The sequence below is a fragment of the Helicobacter hepaticus ATCC 51449 genome, assembly GCF_000007905.1.
GTDB classification, from domain to species: domain Bacteria; phylum Campylobacterota; class Campylobacteria; order Campylobacterales; family Helicobacteraceae; genus Helicobacter_C; species Helicobacter_C hepaticus.
Window position 1 is genome coordinate 614,880 of record NC_004917.1, and the last position, 13,962, is coordinate 628,841.

The window sequence follows — 13,962 nt, forward strand, 5'->3', positions numbered from 1 at the left end:
ATACAACGAGGTATAATATGGCAAATCTCTCTCACCACAATCTTTCACAAGATACGCTTGCACTTCACGCAGGTTATACTTATGACACACAGCGCACAATCAGCGTGCCAATTTATCAAAATACTGCTTATAGTTTTGAGAGCTTAGAACAAGCTGCTGCACGATTCGGACTTCAAGAGATTGGTAATATTTATACACGCTTGAGCAATCCTACCACCGATGTTCTAGGTGCGCGCTTAGCTGCAGTTGAGGGAGGAATATTTGGTGTGCCTACTGCTAGTGGGAGTGCTGCAATTTTTTATGCGATTGTTAATTGTGCGCAAAGTGGCGATAATATCGTATTTTCCAATAAAATCTATGGTGGCACACAAACACTATTCGTGCATACTTTAAAACGATTTGGCATACAAACAAAAGTTTTTGATATTGACAATATTGAATCTTCTTTGGAATCTGTCATAGATGATAAAACAAAAGCGATTTTTTTTGAAAGTATTTCAAACCCACAAATATCTATTGCCGATACGGAGAAAATTACCGCTATTGCTAAAAAACATAAAATTATTAGCATTTGTGATAATACCATTCCCACCGCATTTTTACATAAACCTTTTGATTATGGCGTGGATATTAGCATATATAGTCTAAGTAAGTATATTAATGGGCAAGGAAGTGCGCTTGGTGGAGCAATTATTGAGCGATATGGATTAAATGAATTAATTAAGGATAATCCGCGCTATGAGGTATTTAACACACCTGATGCAAGCTATCACGGATTAATATATGCAAATCTTCCTTTGCCTTGCTTTAGTATCCGGCTTATTACAGAATGGCTTAGAAACATTGGCGCTACTCTCTCTCCACAAGCATCGTGGATTATTCTACAAGGCTTAGAAACTTTAGAGTTGCGTATTAAAAAACATAGTCAAAATGCCCTTAAAGTCGCGGAATTTTTACAATCACACCCTAAGGTGCAAAGTGTGGCTTATGCTGGATTAACAAGTAACCCTTACAATAGACTACTTCAAAAATATTACAAAGATTCCCAAGCAAGTGGGCTTATCAGTTTTGAGGCGCAAAGTTTTGAAGAGGCACAAAAAATTTGTAATGCTACAGAAATTTTTGCAGTCGTAGTTAATATTGGGGATTCAAAATCACTTATCATTCACCCCGCTTCCACAACACATTCGCAACTTAATGCAGATGAACTCTCAAGCGCAGGTATCACACCTTGCACTATACGCCTTAGCATTGGTTTAGAATCTGCAGATGATTTAATACAAGATTTAAAAAAAGCTTTAGAAAAATAAGGAAAACTATGCCACTCATTATCCCAGAAGATATTCCCGCTTATAAATTCCTCAATCAAAATGCTTTTGTTATGGGTTCTCAAAGGGCAAAACATCAAGATATTAGAGCATTAGAAGTGCTTATTGTTAATCTTATGCCAACAAAAATAGAGACAGAAAATCAGATTCTCTCTCTTTTGGCTAACTCTCCTTTGCAGATAAATATTACTCTTCTTTCTACATCAAGCTATATTGGCACAAATACACCCAAAAGCCATTTGGAGCGCTTTTATGTAAATTTTAGCGAAATCAAAGGACGCAATTTTGATGGAGCAATTGTTACAGGAGCACCTATTGAACATTTAGCATTTGAGCAAGTAGCTTATTGGAATGAAATCTCCACAATTATGGATTATCTCAAAAAGCATTGCACAAGCACACTTTATTTGTGCTGGGGAGCAATGGCAAGTTTATATCACTTTCACAAGATTCCAAAAATTTCACTGCCACATAAAGTCTTTGGAATCTTTGCACATCATATTATAGAAAATGATTTACTCCTTAGCGGCTTAGATGAAAATATAAGAATCCCTCATTCTAGGCATTCAGGCATTGATGATCAAAAGGTAAGAAAATCGCAACTCAAAATCTTACTTGAAAGTGATATATGTGGTATTTGCGCACTTAAAGATGACAAAGACTTTTTTATACTTGGACACCCAGAATATGCCAAAAATACGCTTTTACTTGAATATGAACGTGATAAACAAAAGGGTTTAGAGATTACACAACCTCTGAATTATTTTAATGATAAAGGAGAACCTGTGCTTTCTTGGAAATCAAGTGCAAGCGTGCTTTTTTCAAATTGGCTCAATTTTTCTGTATATCAAGATACACCTTTTGTTTTATAATTAGTTTATATTTTCATAAATAAGGATTTTTATGCAGCAAGATAAACAAAATACACATCAAAAAAACCCAAAAGTGGGAGAGATTTATGAGCTATGCAATACTATCTCGCCTTTTAACACACAAGAATCTTGGGATAAAAGTGGTTTAAATCTCGGTAGTTTTCATAATGAATATACAGATATTGTGCTTTGTCTTGAGGTAAATCTCGCTATTGCACTCTCGCTTAAACCAAATACACTTCTTATTACACACCACCCTTTGTTTTTCAATCCTACTGCTCAAATGATAACAGATACATACCCTCATAATATCGCTGCCATTCTTATTCGTAAAAATTGCTCACTCATTAGTCTTCACACAAATTTTGATAAATCACATCTAAATACCTACCTCACACATCAAATTTTACAATGGCATCATTTTGTGCCAAGTGAAGATGGGCTTTTAATGAGTGGGAAGATTCCGCCTATATCACTTCAAAAATTGGCTCAAGATGTATGCAAAAAGCTGAATGCGCCTAGTGTGAGTTTCGTGCAAGGCGATGATATAACATTTCTCAATCAAGAATCTCAAGCATCTCATACAAATGATGCCATTACAGAAGCTTATGTTGTATGCGGAAGTGGTTGCTCACTCCTTTCTCAAATCCAACCAAATCCACATATATGTTTGCTTACAGGTGATATCAAACATCACGATGCAATGATGGCTAAAAGTATGGGCATAAGCCTTATAGACATAGGACACTACGAGAGTGAAAAATATTTTGTGGAAATTTTTGATTCTATTTTGCAAAATGTGGGATATAACGCTATAATTATGGATTGTAAAAATCCATTCTATTTTTGCCAAGCTAAGCATCAATAGATTCTAATCACCTAACCAAAAAGGAAATCCCGATGAATAAGCATTTAAAAGAACTTATAGAAGTGGCGAATTTTGACAAACAAATTGATGACTTAGAACCCAAAATTTCCCAAGCACGTTCCGAACTTAATGAACAAATCAAACAACAAGAGCAAATTTTAAAGAATATAGAAAAACTTGATCGCGAATCTTATAGCATTGAGCTTGAAATTTCTCATCACAACCGAAATATTCAAGATGCCTCTTCAAAACTAGAGCAAATTGGCAAAAAGCAAAAAGAAATTAAAACAGAAAAAGAAATGCGTGCTCTTGATGTAGAATCTGATATTGCTAAAGAAAATATGACTCATTCAAATAGCGAAATTGATCGTCTTGAAACACTGAAAAAAAGTAAAGAAGAAGAGAAAAAAGCCTATGAGCCAAAGCTTGAAGAGCTTAAATCTCTCATTAAAACGCTTGAAGAAAAAACACAAAGTCAAGTCCAAGAAATTAAAAAAGTGCAACAAGAATTATTTAATAAAAAAGAAGCACTTGTGGGACAAATGGATAGTAAAATCACAAGTTTTTATGCCAAAATTAGACGTTGGGCAGGAAATACAAGCGTGGTTTGTGTTTTCAAACAGGCTTGCGGTGGTTGCTTTATCAAGCTTAATGACACTATTTATAGTGAGATTCTTAAAGGCAATGACATTATTAACTGCCCTCATTGCGGGCGGATTCTCTATGCAAATCCCTCTTCAAAAAGCACTCAAACACCAACAAATACAGCTGAAGAAAAACCTCAAAGCAAGAAAAAAACTAAAGCATAGAATCTAAGAGCTTTTTGAGGAATTGTTATGGATAGAGCAGATTCTACAAAAGATTTAGATAAAAATAAAACTCCTCGTTTTCCTTTTACATATTATTGTCTTTGTATAATACTCTATCTTATAGCACTACCTATTTTAATTGCAAATATATTTCGTGCAAAACATCGTGAATCTATTCCAGCACGTTTTTTTTACTCATCGCTTGATTGTGAGCCACAATATTGGTTTCACGCGTGTTCTTTTGGCGAAATAAAATCTCTTGAACCCCTTATCAACGCATCAAAAACTATGCCTTGCACCATTCTTATTACAACTATTACACATACAGGTTTTAAAGAAGCAAAACGCCTATATCAAACGCATTCTGCAGATTCACAAGATACAGCCCATATTGTCGTGCGTTATTTACCTTTTGAAATATTTTTGCCCTTATGGAGTAAATCTTGTCGCCAACTTAAAACTCTCGTGGTTACAGAAGCTGAAATATGGCAAATGCTTTTTTATCTTGCGAAGTCTCATAGAGCACGCACTCTACTGATTAATGCCCGCATTTCTAATCGCTCACACAAAAATTATCAACGTTTTGCGTGGTTTTATCAAGGCATTTTTAATCTTATTGATGAAGTGCTTGCTCAAAGTCAAATTGATAAGGAGCGTTTAGAGAATTTAGGTGCACATAATGTTGAAGTTTTTGGTAATCTTAAAACACTCAATACTCCCTCACTTAGCGCACATTATACCAAACCTTCCTCTGCTGTATTTATTGGCGCAAGCACACATAGAGGCGAAGAAAAGCTTATCCTTGAAGCCTTTAAAGCTCTTAAAAATGCTCAAAAATCATCTGATAACTCTGCACTTTTACTCATTGCACCGCGCCACCCAGAACGTTTTAAGGAAGTGTATGAATTAAGCCTACGCACTTTTACAAACACTACACTTTTCTCACAAACACATTTGAATGCTCATAATGCAGATGTAATTATTATTGATACACTTGGAGAACTTAATAATCTCTATGCAATAAGTGATGTTGTCATACTTGGTGGTGGTTTTGCCAAAATAGGAGGGCATAATCCGCTTGAGCCCGCTTATTTTCATACAAAGCTTATAAGTGGAGAACATATTTTTAATCAATACGCACTTTTTGAGGAAATAGAACATTATGTGCTGATACCTCCCCAAAGCTTAAAAGATACGCTTCTTAGATGGGAATCTCTACCCAAGAGCGCCATTAAAACAAATTCCCAAGACAAACTCACTACCCTTATACAAAAGATATACTGATGTATAAAGATAAGGCTTACAAAGTCCTCGCCCGCACACATAATATTTCTCATAATCAAGCTAAATCTCTTATTGATAAAGGACTTGTCTTCGCTGCAGGCAAAAAAGTAAATATCGCACGACTTGAAATCCCAATCCATACTGCCTTTGAGATTCTTAAACCCAAAAAACCTAAAGTGCTTTTTACCGATGAACATATCCTTGCGCTTGAAAAACCACCATTTATAGAATCTTATGATTTAAGTAATATGTTTGAAGGCTGGCATTTGCTTCATAGGCTTGATAGGGAAACAAGTGGTGTCATTTTGCTCATTAAGGAAGGAAGTGCTTTTCACATAAAAGCAAAAGAAGCCTTTAAAAATCAAGAAGTTTATAAAGAATATGTTTGCCTTGTGCACGGAATCCTAGCAGATTCCATAGAAATAAATAAAGCAATCTCTACAACAAAAAGAGGTTTTGCAAAATCACGCATTGATAAAAAAGGGTTAAATGCACTCACTCTCCTCACCCCTCTAAGTATAATGGGTAAAAAAACCTTGCTCAAAGCCCTTATCAAAACAGGGCGCACACATCAAATACGCGTGCATTGTCAAAGTATCAATCACCCTATACTAGGCGATAGAATCTATGGTAAAAATGATGAAGCAAAACGTCTTATGCTTCACGCCCATAAAATCGCGCTTTTGGGCTATGAATTTACTTCGCCCCTGCCAAAAGAACTACGTATTGGAGAATGATAGCTATGCAATATTTTTATTCTCACGGATTTCACTCTAGTCGTGATTCTCAAGCGTATAAGCGGCTTTGTTGTGGTTTAGATATTGAGCCACAACAACTTGTTTATGACAATGGCGCAGATTTTTATACAAATCTGTATAGCTGCAAAAGTCAATTACAAAATTGTATAGAATCCAATATGCCCTTTGGTTTTATTGGCAACTCTTTGGGGGCATTTTACTTATGGCAACTCACACTATTTGCGCCCACTCTAAGTATTCCTACACCTCATACGCTTATTCTTTTCAATCCTGTTCTTGAACCCTTAGTGCAACTTAAAAAATATATCAATCAACCTCAAATCAATACTACAACGCATCAAAGTTTTACATTTAGTTATGATTCGTGGGTTTCATATGCGCATTCCTTGCGTATGCCTTTAGCAAAACAGATTCAATGTATTGTATGCCTTTCACTTGATGATGAACTCATTGATGTGCAAGTTTCAAAAGCCTATTGGCAACATTATGCGCGTATTGTAATGATTGAAGGTGGTCATATTATTACGGATTTTTCACCTTTTAAACAAACACTTGCACCTTTTCTTTAATCTACTCTGCTGTTCTATTTTCCTATGTTTTCACTCAAACCCGATATACAATTTTGCGCTTTACAATCAAGTTTGGATACAACCTCACCAAGCTCATTATATTCTTTTTGCCAAATGGCTTGATTCTCTTCATAAAGCATTTGCATTTTAGGCTTTCCGCTCGGATAGAACCAACTTACTTCTACTTTTTTTGGCACTCCTGTATCATAAAAACGCTCTATCATTACAACACCATTTCCATCATAGGTTCGCTCACGTCCAGTCTTTTGGTCATTATTAAAACTTGCCTCTTCACGCACAATACCATTTACATCATATTGCTTCATATCACCATTTTTTAATCCATCACGATAATTGACGATTTCTTGTATCTTGCCATTTTTAAAAAATCCACGACTAATACCCTCAATCTTGCCTTGTTTATAGGTATATTGTCTTGCAACTTTTCCATTATCATAATATTCTATAACCTTGCCATCAAGCAAACCATCATTATAATCAGCTTCCTTAGCAAGTGTGCCATTGCTATGATACCATTTGGCTTTGCCAATAATTTTACCCTCTGAATAAGTAATTTCGGATTTAAGTATATTTTGAGGATAAAATTCTTGTGCCAAACCTTCAAGCTTATTGTTTTTATAATTTGCATCATAAATAACTTCACCATCACGGGAATATTTCATCTCACGACCTTCTTTACGTCCATTAATAAAGTGCATTTGATGCAATAAATGCCCTGTTTGATCATACCAAGATTCTCGCCCGTGCTTAATCTCTGTGCCTTTAATGTAAGTTACACGTCTTTGTTTTACCTCACCAGCAGTTTCAGTATTCGTAATACGCACTTCTAACTCTGCGCTATAAATTAAACCTATTAAACTTATGCAAATAATAATATATTTTAACATTTTATGTTCCTTATATTTCTAGCAAACATATCGGCATCAGCATAAAAAAATCAATTTATTATAGAAAGAGAAAGCTTTTAGTTATTATGCTTTACACCAATTTGGTAATACTCAAATCCTTTAGATTCCATATCAAGATGTTGATAAATATTTCGTCCATCAAAAATAATAGGATTCATAAGAAGTTTTGCAATTTCATTAAAGTCTGGGCTTCTAAACTCACGCCATTCTGTTACAATCACAAGCGCCGCACAATCCTTTAATGCCTCATATTTACTCTCCTCTAAGGTAAGAGATTGCATATAATCTTTAAGATAGAATTGTGCCTGTCCATAAGCCTTTGGGTCATAAGCTTTAATTTTTGCTCCCCTTTTACTTAACTGCTCTATAAGCACCAAGGAGCTTGCTTCTCGCATATCATCAGTTTCTGGCTTAAAGCTAAGTCCCCACAATGCAAAACTAAGCCCTGATAAATCTTCGCCAAAATAGCGCACGATTTTTTCTACCAAAAGCATTTTTTGCTCATTATTTACACGTTGAACTGCACCTAAAATACACGCATCATAGCCAAAATCTTTTGCGGTTTTTTCTAATGCACGCACATCTTTAGGAAAACAACTCCCACCATAGCCACAACCCGGATAAATAAAACTATATCCAATACGCGCATCTGAACCAATACCTAATCGCACATCATTAATATTTGCTCCCACGCGCTCACAAATTTGACTCATTTCATTAATAAAGCTAATTTTCGTAGCAAGCATAGCATTTGCGGCATATTTTGTCATTTCCGCAGATTCTATCCCCATAGAAATAAATCTATCGCTTTTAAGCAAAAAAGGTGCGTAGAGTGTCTTCATTGTATCTAATGCTCTTGTAGAATCTGTTCCAATCACTACTCTATCAGGGCTCATAAAGTCTTTAATCGCCATTCCCTCTTTAAGAAATTCTGGATTACTTACCACATCAAAAGCTACTGAAGTGATATGACGCTTTAGGAGCGTGGATTCTATTAGTTTTCGCACTTCCCGTGCAGTGCCAACAGGAACTGTGCTTTTATCCACTATAACCACATATTCACGCTCTATATACGTCCCAATATCCATTGCTACATTGCGCACATAAGATAAATCTGCACTTCCATCATCGCCCATAGGTGTGCCAACTGCGATAAAAATTACTTCAGCATTAGAAATTGCTTCTTTTTTGTCAGTAGTAAAACAAAGTGTGCCAAGTGCAGTATTTTCGCGCACTAAAGATTCCAAACCGGGCTCATAAATCGGAATATCCCCTTTTTGAAGTTGCAAAATTTTCTTAGAATCCACATCAAGGCATACAACATTATTTCCCATTTGAGCAAAGCAAGCCCCTGCTACAAGTCCAACATAACCACTACCTATAATTGTAATATGCACTCTTTCTCCTTAAGGCATTTTATACAAAATTAAATTTATATTTTTAAGAGATTAGTAAAAATTGTTTTTAAAGCACGCTGAACTAAACGCTCTTTTTGCTCTTGCGTAATTTGTGGCTCTTCGCCTATGCCAAGATATTTTTTTCCACTCATTTTCATAGTGCTTGAGGCATTTTGAGTGATTGTATAATTAGCTCTGCTCATAACAAACCTCACTTCACTTTTTAAACTAGCTGAACTTTGGGTGCTAACGGCGCTTGTATCTTTTTTACTCTCTTTGACTTCAAGTCCATATTCAATATTTAATACATACCCTTTTTCGCGATTGTTTAATTTAGATTCAACGACAAAACAACCAGAATCTCTAAGAGCTTTATCCAAAATTGTTCTAAAATCTTGCTTTGAAAGCACATTTTGTCCAATATCATTGATTTGCCCTAGTGTGATTGTGTATTTTGCCTCGTTACACATTTTTTCTATTTCATTTTGTGTGCTTGATGGTGTAGGCTTATTTGAAAAACAACCTGTCATCAAATACATTATGCCAATCATTCCAATAACATATAAATGCTTCATTCGTCACTTCTCCTTAATTATTGCATAATAATAAACAAAGTCTATTCTATCTTAAGAAGATAAATTGAACAAAAAAAGAGTGTTACTTGTTTATTTGTAAGAAATTCTTTAAGAGAAAAATAAATTGAGAAAATGCTAGGAAAAAGAGAATCTCACATACATTTATTCTTGCAATGTGAGATTTATAATTGAGTATTAAGACATTACTGGATGTGTGCCATCTCTCATATCCGCACCAATATAGTCGCGATTAGCAGTTCCTAACTCGCTCCATACAATGCAACCATCAGTCGGACAAGCACTCGCACACGCGGGTTGCTCATTATGTCCGACACACTCTACACACTTATTTTGATAAACATAATAAGTGCCCTCGCCTGTTGGATTAGCATCATCATCTACAATGGCACTTACAGGACATTCATCAATGCAAGAACCACAAGCGATACAAATATCTGTAATTTTTACAGCCATTTAGTTCTCCCTTATTTGTTGTTTATGGGCTTAAAACCCAGCTGAGAGTATAATCATATTTATCTTAAAAAATACATAAAATTAAGAATAATAAAATTTTACTTTACTAATAATTACAGCTAATTGAATAAGTGATTTAAATGGCATAGAAAGAATCTAATGGCATTTTGGATATAATATCCCCAATAAAAATAAATCATAAAGGAACCTAATGCTAAATAAAAAAATATTAGTTACAGGCGGAGCAGGATTTTTGGGCTCACATTTGTGTGAAAAACTTTTAAATCGTGGTGATGAGGTGCTTTGTGTGGATAATCTTTTCACAGGCACAAAACAAAATATTATACATTTACTCTCAAATCCCCGTTTTGAATTTATGCGCCACGATGTAACTTTTCCTCTCTATGTAGAAGTTGATGAAATTTATAATCTCGCTTGCCCTGCTTCTCCAGTGCATTATCAATTTGACCCAGTGCAAACAACTAAAACTTCCGTTATGGGAGCAATCAATATGCTAGGACTTGCAAAGAGAGTGAAAGCGAAGATTCTGCAAGCAAGCACGAGTGAAGTTTATGGCGATCCTGAAATCCACCCACAAGTAGAATCCTACAAAGGCTCAGTGAATCCTATTGGTATAAGGGCGTGTTATGATGAGGGAAAGCGATGTGCAGAAACACTTTTTTTTGATTATCAAAGGCAGCATAATTTAAATATTAAAGTAATGAGAATTTTTAATACCTATGGACCTAGAATGCACCCAAACGATGGGCGTGTAGTGAGTAATTTTATCATTCAAGCACTCAAAGGCGAAGATGTTACGATTTATGGCGAAGGCAAGCAAACTCGTAGTTTTTGCTATGTAGATGATTTGATTGAGGGTATGATAAGACTTATGGATAGTAGAGATGGATTCTATGGACCTGTAAATATAGGGAATCCACGTGAATTTAGTATGATTGAACTTGCAAATGCAGTGCTAGAGCTCACTCACTCTAAATCCAAACTTGTTTTTTCACCCTTACCTCAAGATGACCCAAAACAACGGCAACCCGATATTAGCCTTGCTCAAAATGAGCTAGGGTGGAATCCAAATGTTGAGCTTAAAGAAGGGCTAATAAAAACAATTGCGTATTTTAAGGAAATTATATGAAAAATAATTATTTTCTCTATAATCTTAAGGGAATCTCTCGTATGCTAACACCTGCAGTATTTTTGCCCAAAAATCGTGAGAAAATTTTAAAAGATGTGCTCACACGCCCTGATATTGAATATATTAAATCACGTGTAGATTATTATTGCCAATTAAATAATCCTATCACCCTTGATGATGAAGCGAAAAATCTTAGCTTTGTGCGATTTACACGCAAGAAAACCGTGTATTTTTTTGATACCTATGAATACACAAGATATTTTCCTCAAGATTTTAAAGCGCATTTTGCATTTGGCGATATTAACTTTATTTGCCCTAAACCCTCTATTACAAAATCACGTCCAATAAAGGATTATTATGAATCGCATTCTCAACAATTAACATTGGGGGGGGGGCATAACGCTCTTAAGTCTCCACCTTTTAATTATTCTACTTTGCTTAATTTAGAAAAGGTGCGACATTTTACATTTATCAATGATCCATATACCTTTGAAGATAAACAAGATAAACTTTTTTATCGTGGCGGGATTTATCAACCCCATCGCACACAATTTTTTGAAAAGTATTTTAATCATCGGCTCTGTGATTTAGGACATACCGGAAGTAAAAGAGTGCATCACTTATGGCAAAAGCCAAAAATTGGCATAGCCAAACATTTACCTTATAAATTTTTGCTCTCTTTAGAGGGGAATGATGTTGCAAGCAATCTCAAATGGGTAATGAGCTCTAATTCTCTTGCAATTATGTCAAAGCCAAAATTTGAAACTTGGTTTATGGAAGGCACACTTAAATCAAATGTGCATTATGCACAAATCCGCGATGACTATGAAGACTTGGAGGAAAGGTTAGAATATTTCATCAAACACCCAAATGAAGCTAAAGAAATTATCCATAACGCCCAAGAGTATATTAAACAATTTTTTGATACAAAACGTGAAGCTATCATTTCTCTTTTAGTGCTTGAAAAATATTTCTACTACACAGGACAAATCGATAAACTTAGAATATAAAACTAAAGCAGATTCTAAACGATGCTAGAGCTCCCCTAGAGGAGCATTAGCTATTTAACCAGGGCTACCGCTTCGGGAATGATATAAGGAATAAACATAGCAATAATAGCTGTCCAAATACCAATAAGAATGATAAATGCAAGAGAATATTTTAAAGTAAATTTAAATAAATCTGATTCTTTACCAACTAACCCAACCGCTGCACAAGCAATCGCGATACTTTGTGGAGAAATCATTTTACCTACAACACCACCTACAGAATTTGCTGCAAGAAATAATGTTTCTTTAATACCAAGCTCTTGTGCAGTAACTTGTTGAAGCGGACCAAAGAGTAGATTTGAGCTTGTATCACTTCCTGTGATAAACACACCAAGCCACCCAATAACTGGACTAAAGAAAGCAAATAAATCGCCTGTTTTTGCAAAAGCAATACCCAAAGTTGCGCTCATACCACTATTTTTTGAGATAAAAGCAAAGGCAACAACAAGCCCAATTGTGATACAAGGAATTGCCATTTCTTTTAAGGTATCTCCAAGTGCTTCTTCAGCAACACTTGATTTTATTCTCAAAAAAGCGATGGTTAAAAAAGCGGCTACTAAAATCGCTGTGCCTGCTTGAAGCGCAATAAGATTAATGGGCAAATCAATTTTTATAGGATTGCCGCTAGGGTCAGTTATGACACTTGTAAGAGGATTGAAAGCCATACTCACTTGGGTATAGTTTAAGGCTCCAATTTGATAATAACCTATCGTTGCTCCCGCATCATCAATTATAGGCTTTATGCTAAAAAAGAAACTCTCTTTAGGTAAAGCAATAGCTCCATTTATCAATAAATCTGGATTCTCAAATAAAATTTTCTTTGCTTCAAATATTGCTTTAAACCAAGGCTGAGTCCAAATAATTACACAAATAATGAGCAAAATAAACGGAAGCCACGCTTTAAAGACTTTAACAAATTCAAGTTTTTCGTGGTTTGAAAAATCTTTTAAATCATCAAGCCTAAATATATTTGTGGGAGACCAAAACTTCAAAAAAGCTGTGGTACAAACTAAAGATACTACAGCAGAAACTATATCAGGAAGCTCTGCACCAAGATAGTTTGAGCTAATAAATTGAGTAGCTGTAAAGCTCACTGCTGCTACCAAAATTGCCGGGAAAGTTTCTCTCACACCTTTGATTCCGTCCATTAAAAATACAATAAAGAAAGGGATTGTTAAACTCAAAGGCACAAGCATACGCCCAACCATTGCCGCAACAGAATATTGCTCTACACCTACAAGATTACTCATTGCAATAATTGGAATCCCAACTGCTCCAAAAGCCACAGGAGCAGTATTTGCAATCAAACAAAGTCCTGCTGCATATAATGGACGAAGCCCCAAGCCCACAAGGAGTGCTGCTGTAATTGCAACAGGTCCGCCAAAGCCAATGGCTCCCTCCAAAAATGAACCAAAACAAAATCCAATCAAAATCACTTGGATTCTATGATCAGGCGTGATAGTCATTACACTTTGTTTAATTACTTCAAAAGAGCCAGATTTCACCGAAAGCTTATAGAGAAAGATTGCTGCAATAATAATCCAAGCAATAGGCCACATTCCTTGTGCAAATCCTTGCACAAAAGAAGCACCTATGAGTGAAAAAGGCATTTTGTAAGCATAAAATGCCACCAAAGTCGCTACAATCACTGTGATAAAGCCCGCTATATATCCCTTAAGCTTTAAAACAAGCAAACATAATAAAAAACACGCAATAGGTATAAAAGCTACTGCTGCACTTAACCACATATTGTTAAGTGGATCATAAATCTGTTCCCAAGCACCCATTTTTAGAATCTCCTTTAATCTTTATGGTTAGAATCTTTTCAAAATAACAACTGCAACTGCCATTTTGCTATTGATTTTAAAATATCAAAAAAAACTTAACCTTATGAAATAGA

At 35.4% G+C, this 13,962-nt stretch carries 14 protein-coding genes; 9 read left to right on the forward strand and 5 right to left on the reverse strand.

What is annotated here, in order from left to right; translation table 11 throughout:
- The first annotated feature begins 17 nt into the window (after nt 1–17).
- The 7 genes from HH_RS03155 to HH_RS03185 are packed head-to-tail and all read left to right on the forward strand — an operon-like array spanning nt 18 to nt 6,488.
- Complete coding sequence (locus HH_RS03155) at nt 18–1,310, forward strand: O-acetylhomoserine aminocarboxypropyltransferase/cysteine synthase family protein (RefSeq protein WP_011115478.1); 1,293 nt, start codon at nt 18–20, stop codon at nt 1,308–1,310.
- 8 nt (nt 1,311–1,318) lie between these two features.
- On the forward strand, nt 1,319–2,200 hold the full coding sequence (locus tag HH_RS03160) for a homoserine O-succinyltransferase (protein ID WP_011115479.1): 882 nt from the start codon (nt 1,319–1,321) through the stop codon (nt 2,198–2,200).
- 31 nt (nt 2,201–2,231) lie between these two features.
- Nucleotides 2,232–3,068 (forward strand): Nif3-like dinuclear metal center hexameric protein, encoded by an 837-nt coding sequence (locus HH_RS03165; protein WP_011115480.1) that lies wholly within the window; start codon nt 2,232–2,234, stop codon nt 3,066–3,068.
- A gap of 32 nt (nt 3,069–3,100) precedes the next feature.
- Entirely contained in the window at nt 3,101–3,877 is a 777-nt protein-coding gene (locus HH_RS03170) for a zinc ribbon domain-containing protein (RefSeq protein ID WP_011115481.1), read from the forward strand.
- A 27-nt stretch (nt 3,878–3,904) separates the two neighbouring features.
- Nucleotides 3,905–5,161 carry a lipid IV(A) 3-deoxy-D-manno-octulosonic acid transferase gene (waaA, locus tag HH_RS03175; RefSeq protein WP_011115482.1) on the forward strand — a complete coding sequence of 419 codons (1,257 nt, stop codon included), beginning with the start codon at nt 3,905–3,907 and terminating at the stop codon, nt 5,159–5,161.
- Nucleotides 5,161–5,898 (forward strand): pseudouridine synthase family protein, encoded by a 738-nt coding sequence (locus HH_RS03180; RefSeq protein ID WP_011115483.1) that lies wholly within the window; start codon nt 5,161–5,163, stop codon nt 5,896–5,898. The genes waaA and HH_RS03180 overlap by 1 nt, the downstream gene beginning before the upstream one ends.
- Nucleotides 5,899–5,903: 5 nt before the next feature.
- A complete protein-coding gene (locus HH_RS03185) occupies nt 5,904–6,488 on the forward strand; it encodes a YqiA/YcfP family alpha/beta fold hydrolase (protein ID WP_011115484.1) in 585 nt (194 codons plus the stop codon).
- 14 nt (nt 6,489–6,502) lie between these two features.
- Here the strand turns inward: HH_RS03185 and HH_RS03190 are convergent, their stop codons facing one another.
- From HH_RS03190 to HH_RS03205, 4 genes are all read right to left on the reverse strand, one after another.
- A complete protein-coding gene (locus HH_RS03190; RefSeq protein ID WP_011115485.1) occupies nt 6,503–7,396 on the reverse strand; it encodes a toxin-antitoxin system YwqK family antitoxin in 894 nt (297 codons plus the stop codon).
- A gap of 77 nt (nt 7,397–7,473) precedes the next feature.
- A complete protein-coding gene (locus HH_RS03195) occupies nt 7,474–8,814 on the reverse strand; it encodes a UDP-glucose dehydrogenase family protein (RefSeq protein WP_011115486.1) in 1,341 nt (446 codons plus the stop codon).
- A gap of 35 nt (nt 8,815–8,849) precedes the next feature.
- The gene (locus HH_RS03200) at nt 8,850–9,389 is read right to left on the reverse strand and encodes a hypothetical protein (RefSeq protein WP_011115487.1); all 540 of its coding nucleotides are present in this window, start codon (nt 9,387–9,389) and stop codon (nt 8,850–8,852) included.
- Nucleotides 9,390–9,584: 195 nt separating this feature from the next.
- Nucleotides 9,585–9,863, reverse strand: a complete 279-nt coding sequence (locus HH_RS03205) for a DUF362 domain-containing protein (RefSeq protein WP_011115488.1) — start codon at nt 9,861–9,863, stop codon at nt 9,585–9,587.
- Between the two features lie 211 nt (nt 9,864–10,074).
- Between HH_RS03205 and HH_RS03210 the strand changes: the two genes are divergently transcribed.
- Entirely contained in the window at nt 10,075–11,013 is a 939-nt protein-coding gene (locus tag HH_RS03210) for a UDP-glucuronic acid decarboxylase family protein (protein WP_011115489.1), read from the forward strand.
- Entirely contained in the window at nt 11,010–12,023 is a 1,014-nt protein-coding gene (locus tag HH_RS03215; protein ID WP_011115490.1) for a glycosyl transferase family 90, read from the forward strand. Before HH_RS03210 ends, HH_RS03215 begins: the two co-directional genes overlap by 4 nt.
- A 50-nt stretch (nt 12,024–12,073) precedes the next feature.
- On the opposite strand, the gene HH_RS03220 is transcribed toward HH_RS03215, so the two are convergent.
- Nucleotides 12,074–13,849 (reverse strand): L-lactate permease, encoded by a 1,776-nt coding sequence (locus tag HH_RS03220; RefSeq protein ID WP_011115491.1) that lies wholly within the window; start codon nt 13,847–13,849, stop codon nt 12,074–12,076.
- Nucleotides 13,850–13,962 lie beyond the last annotated feature (113 nt).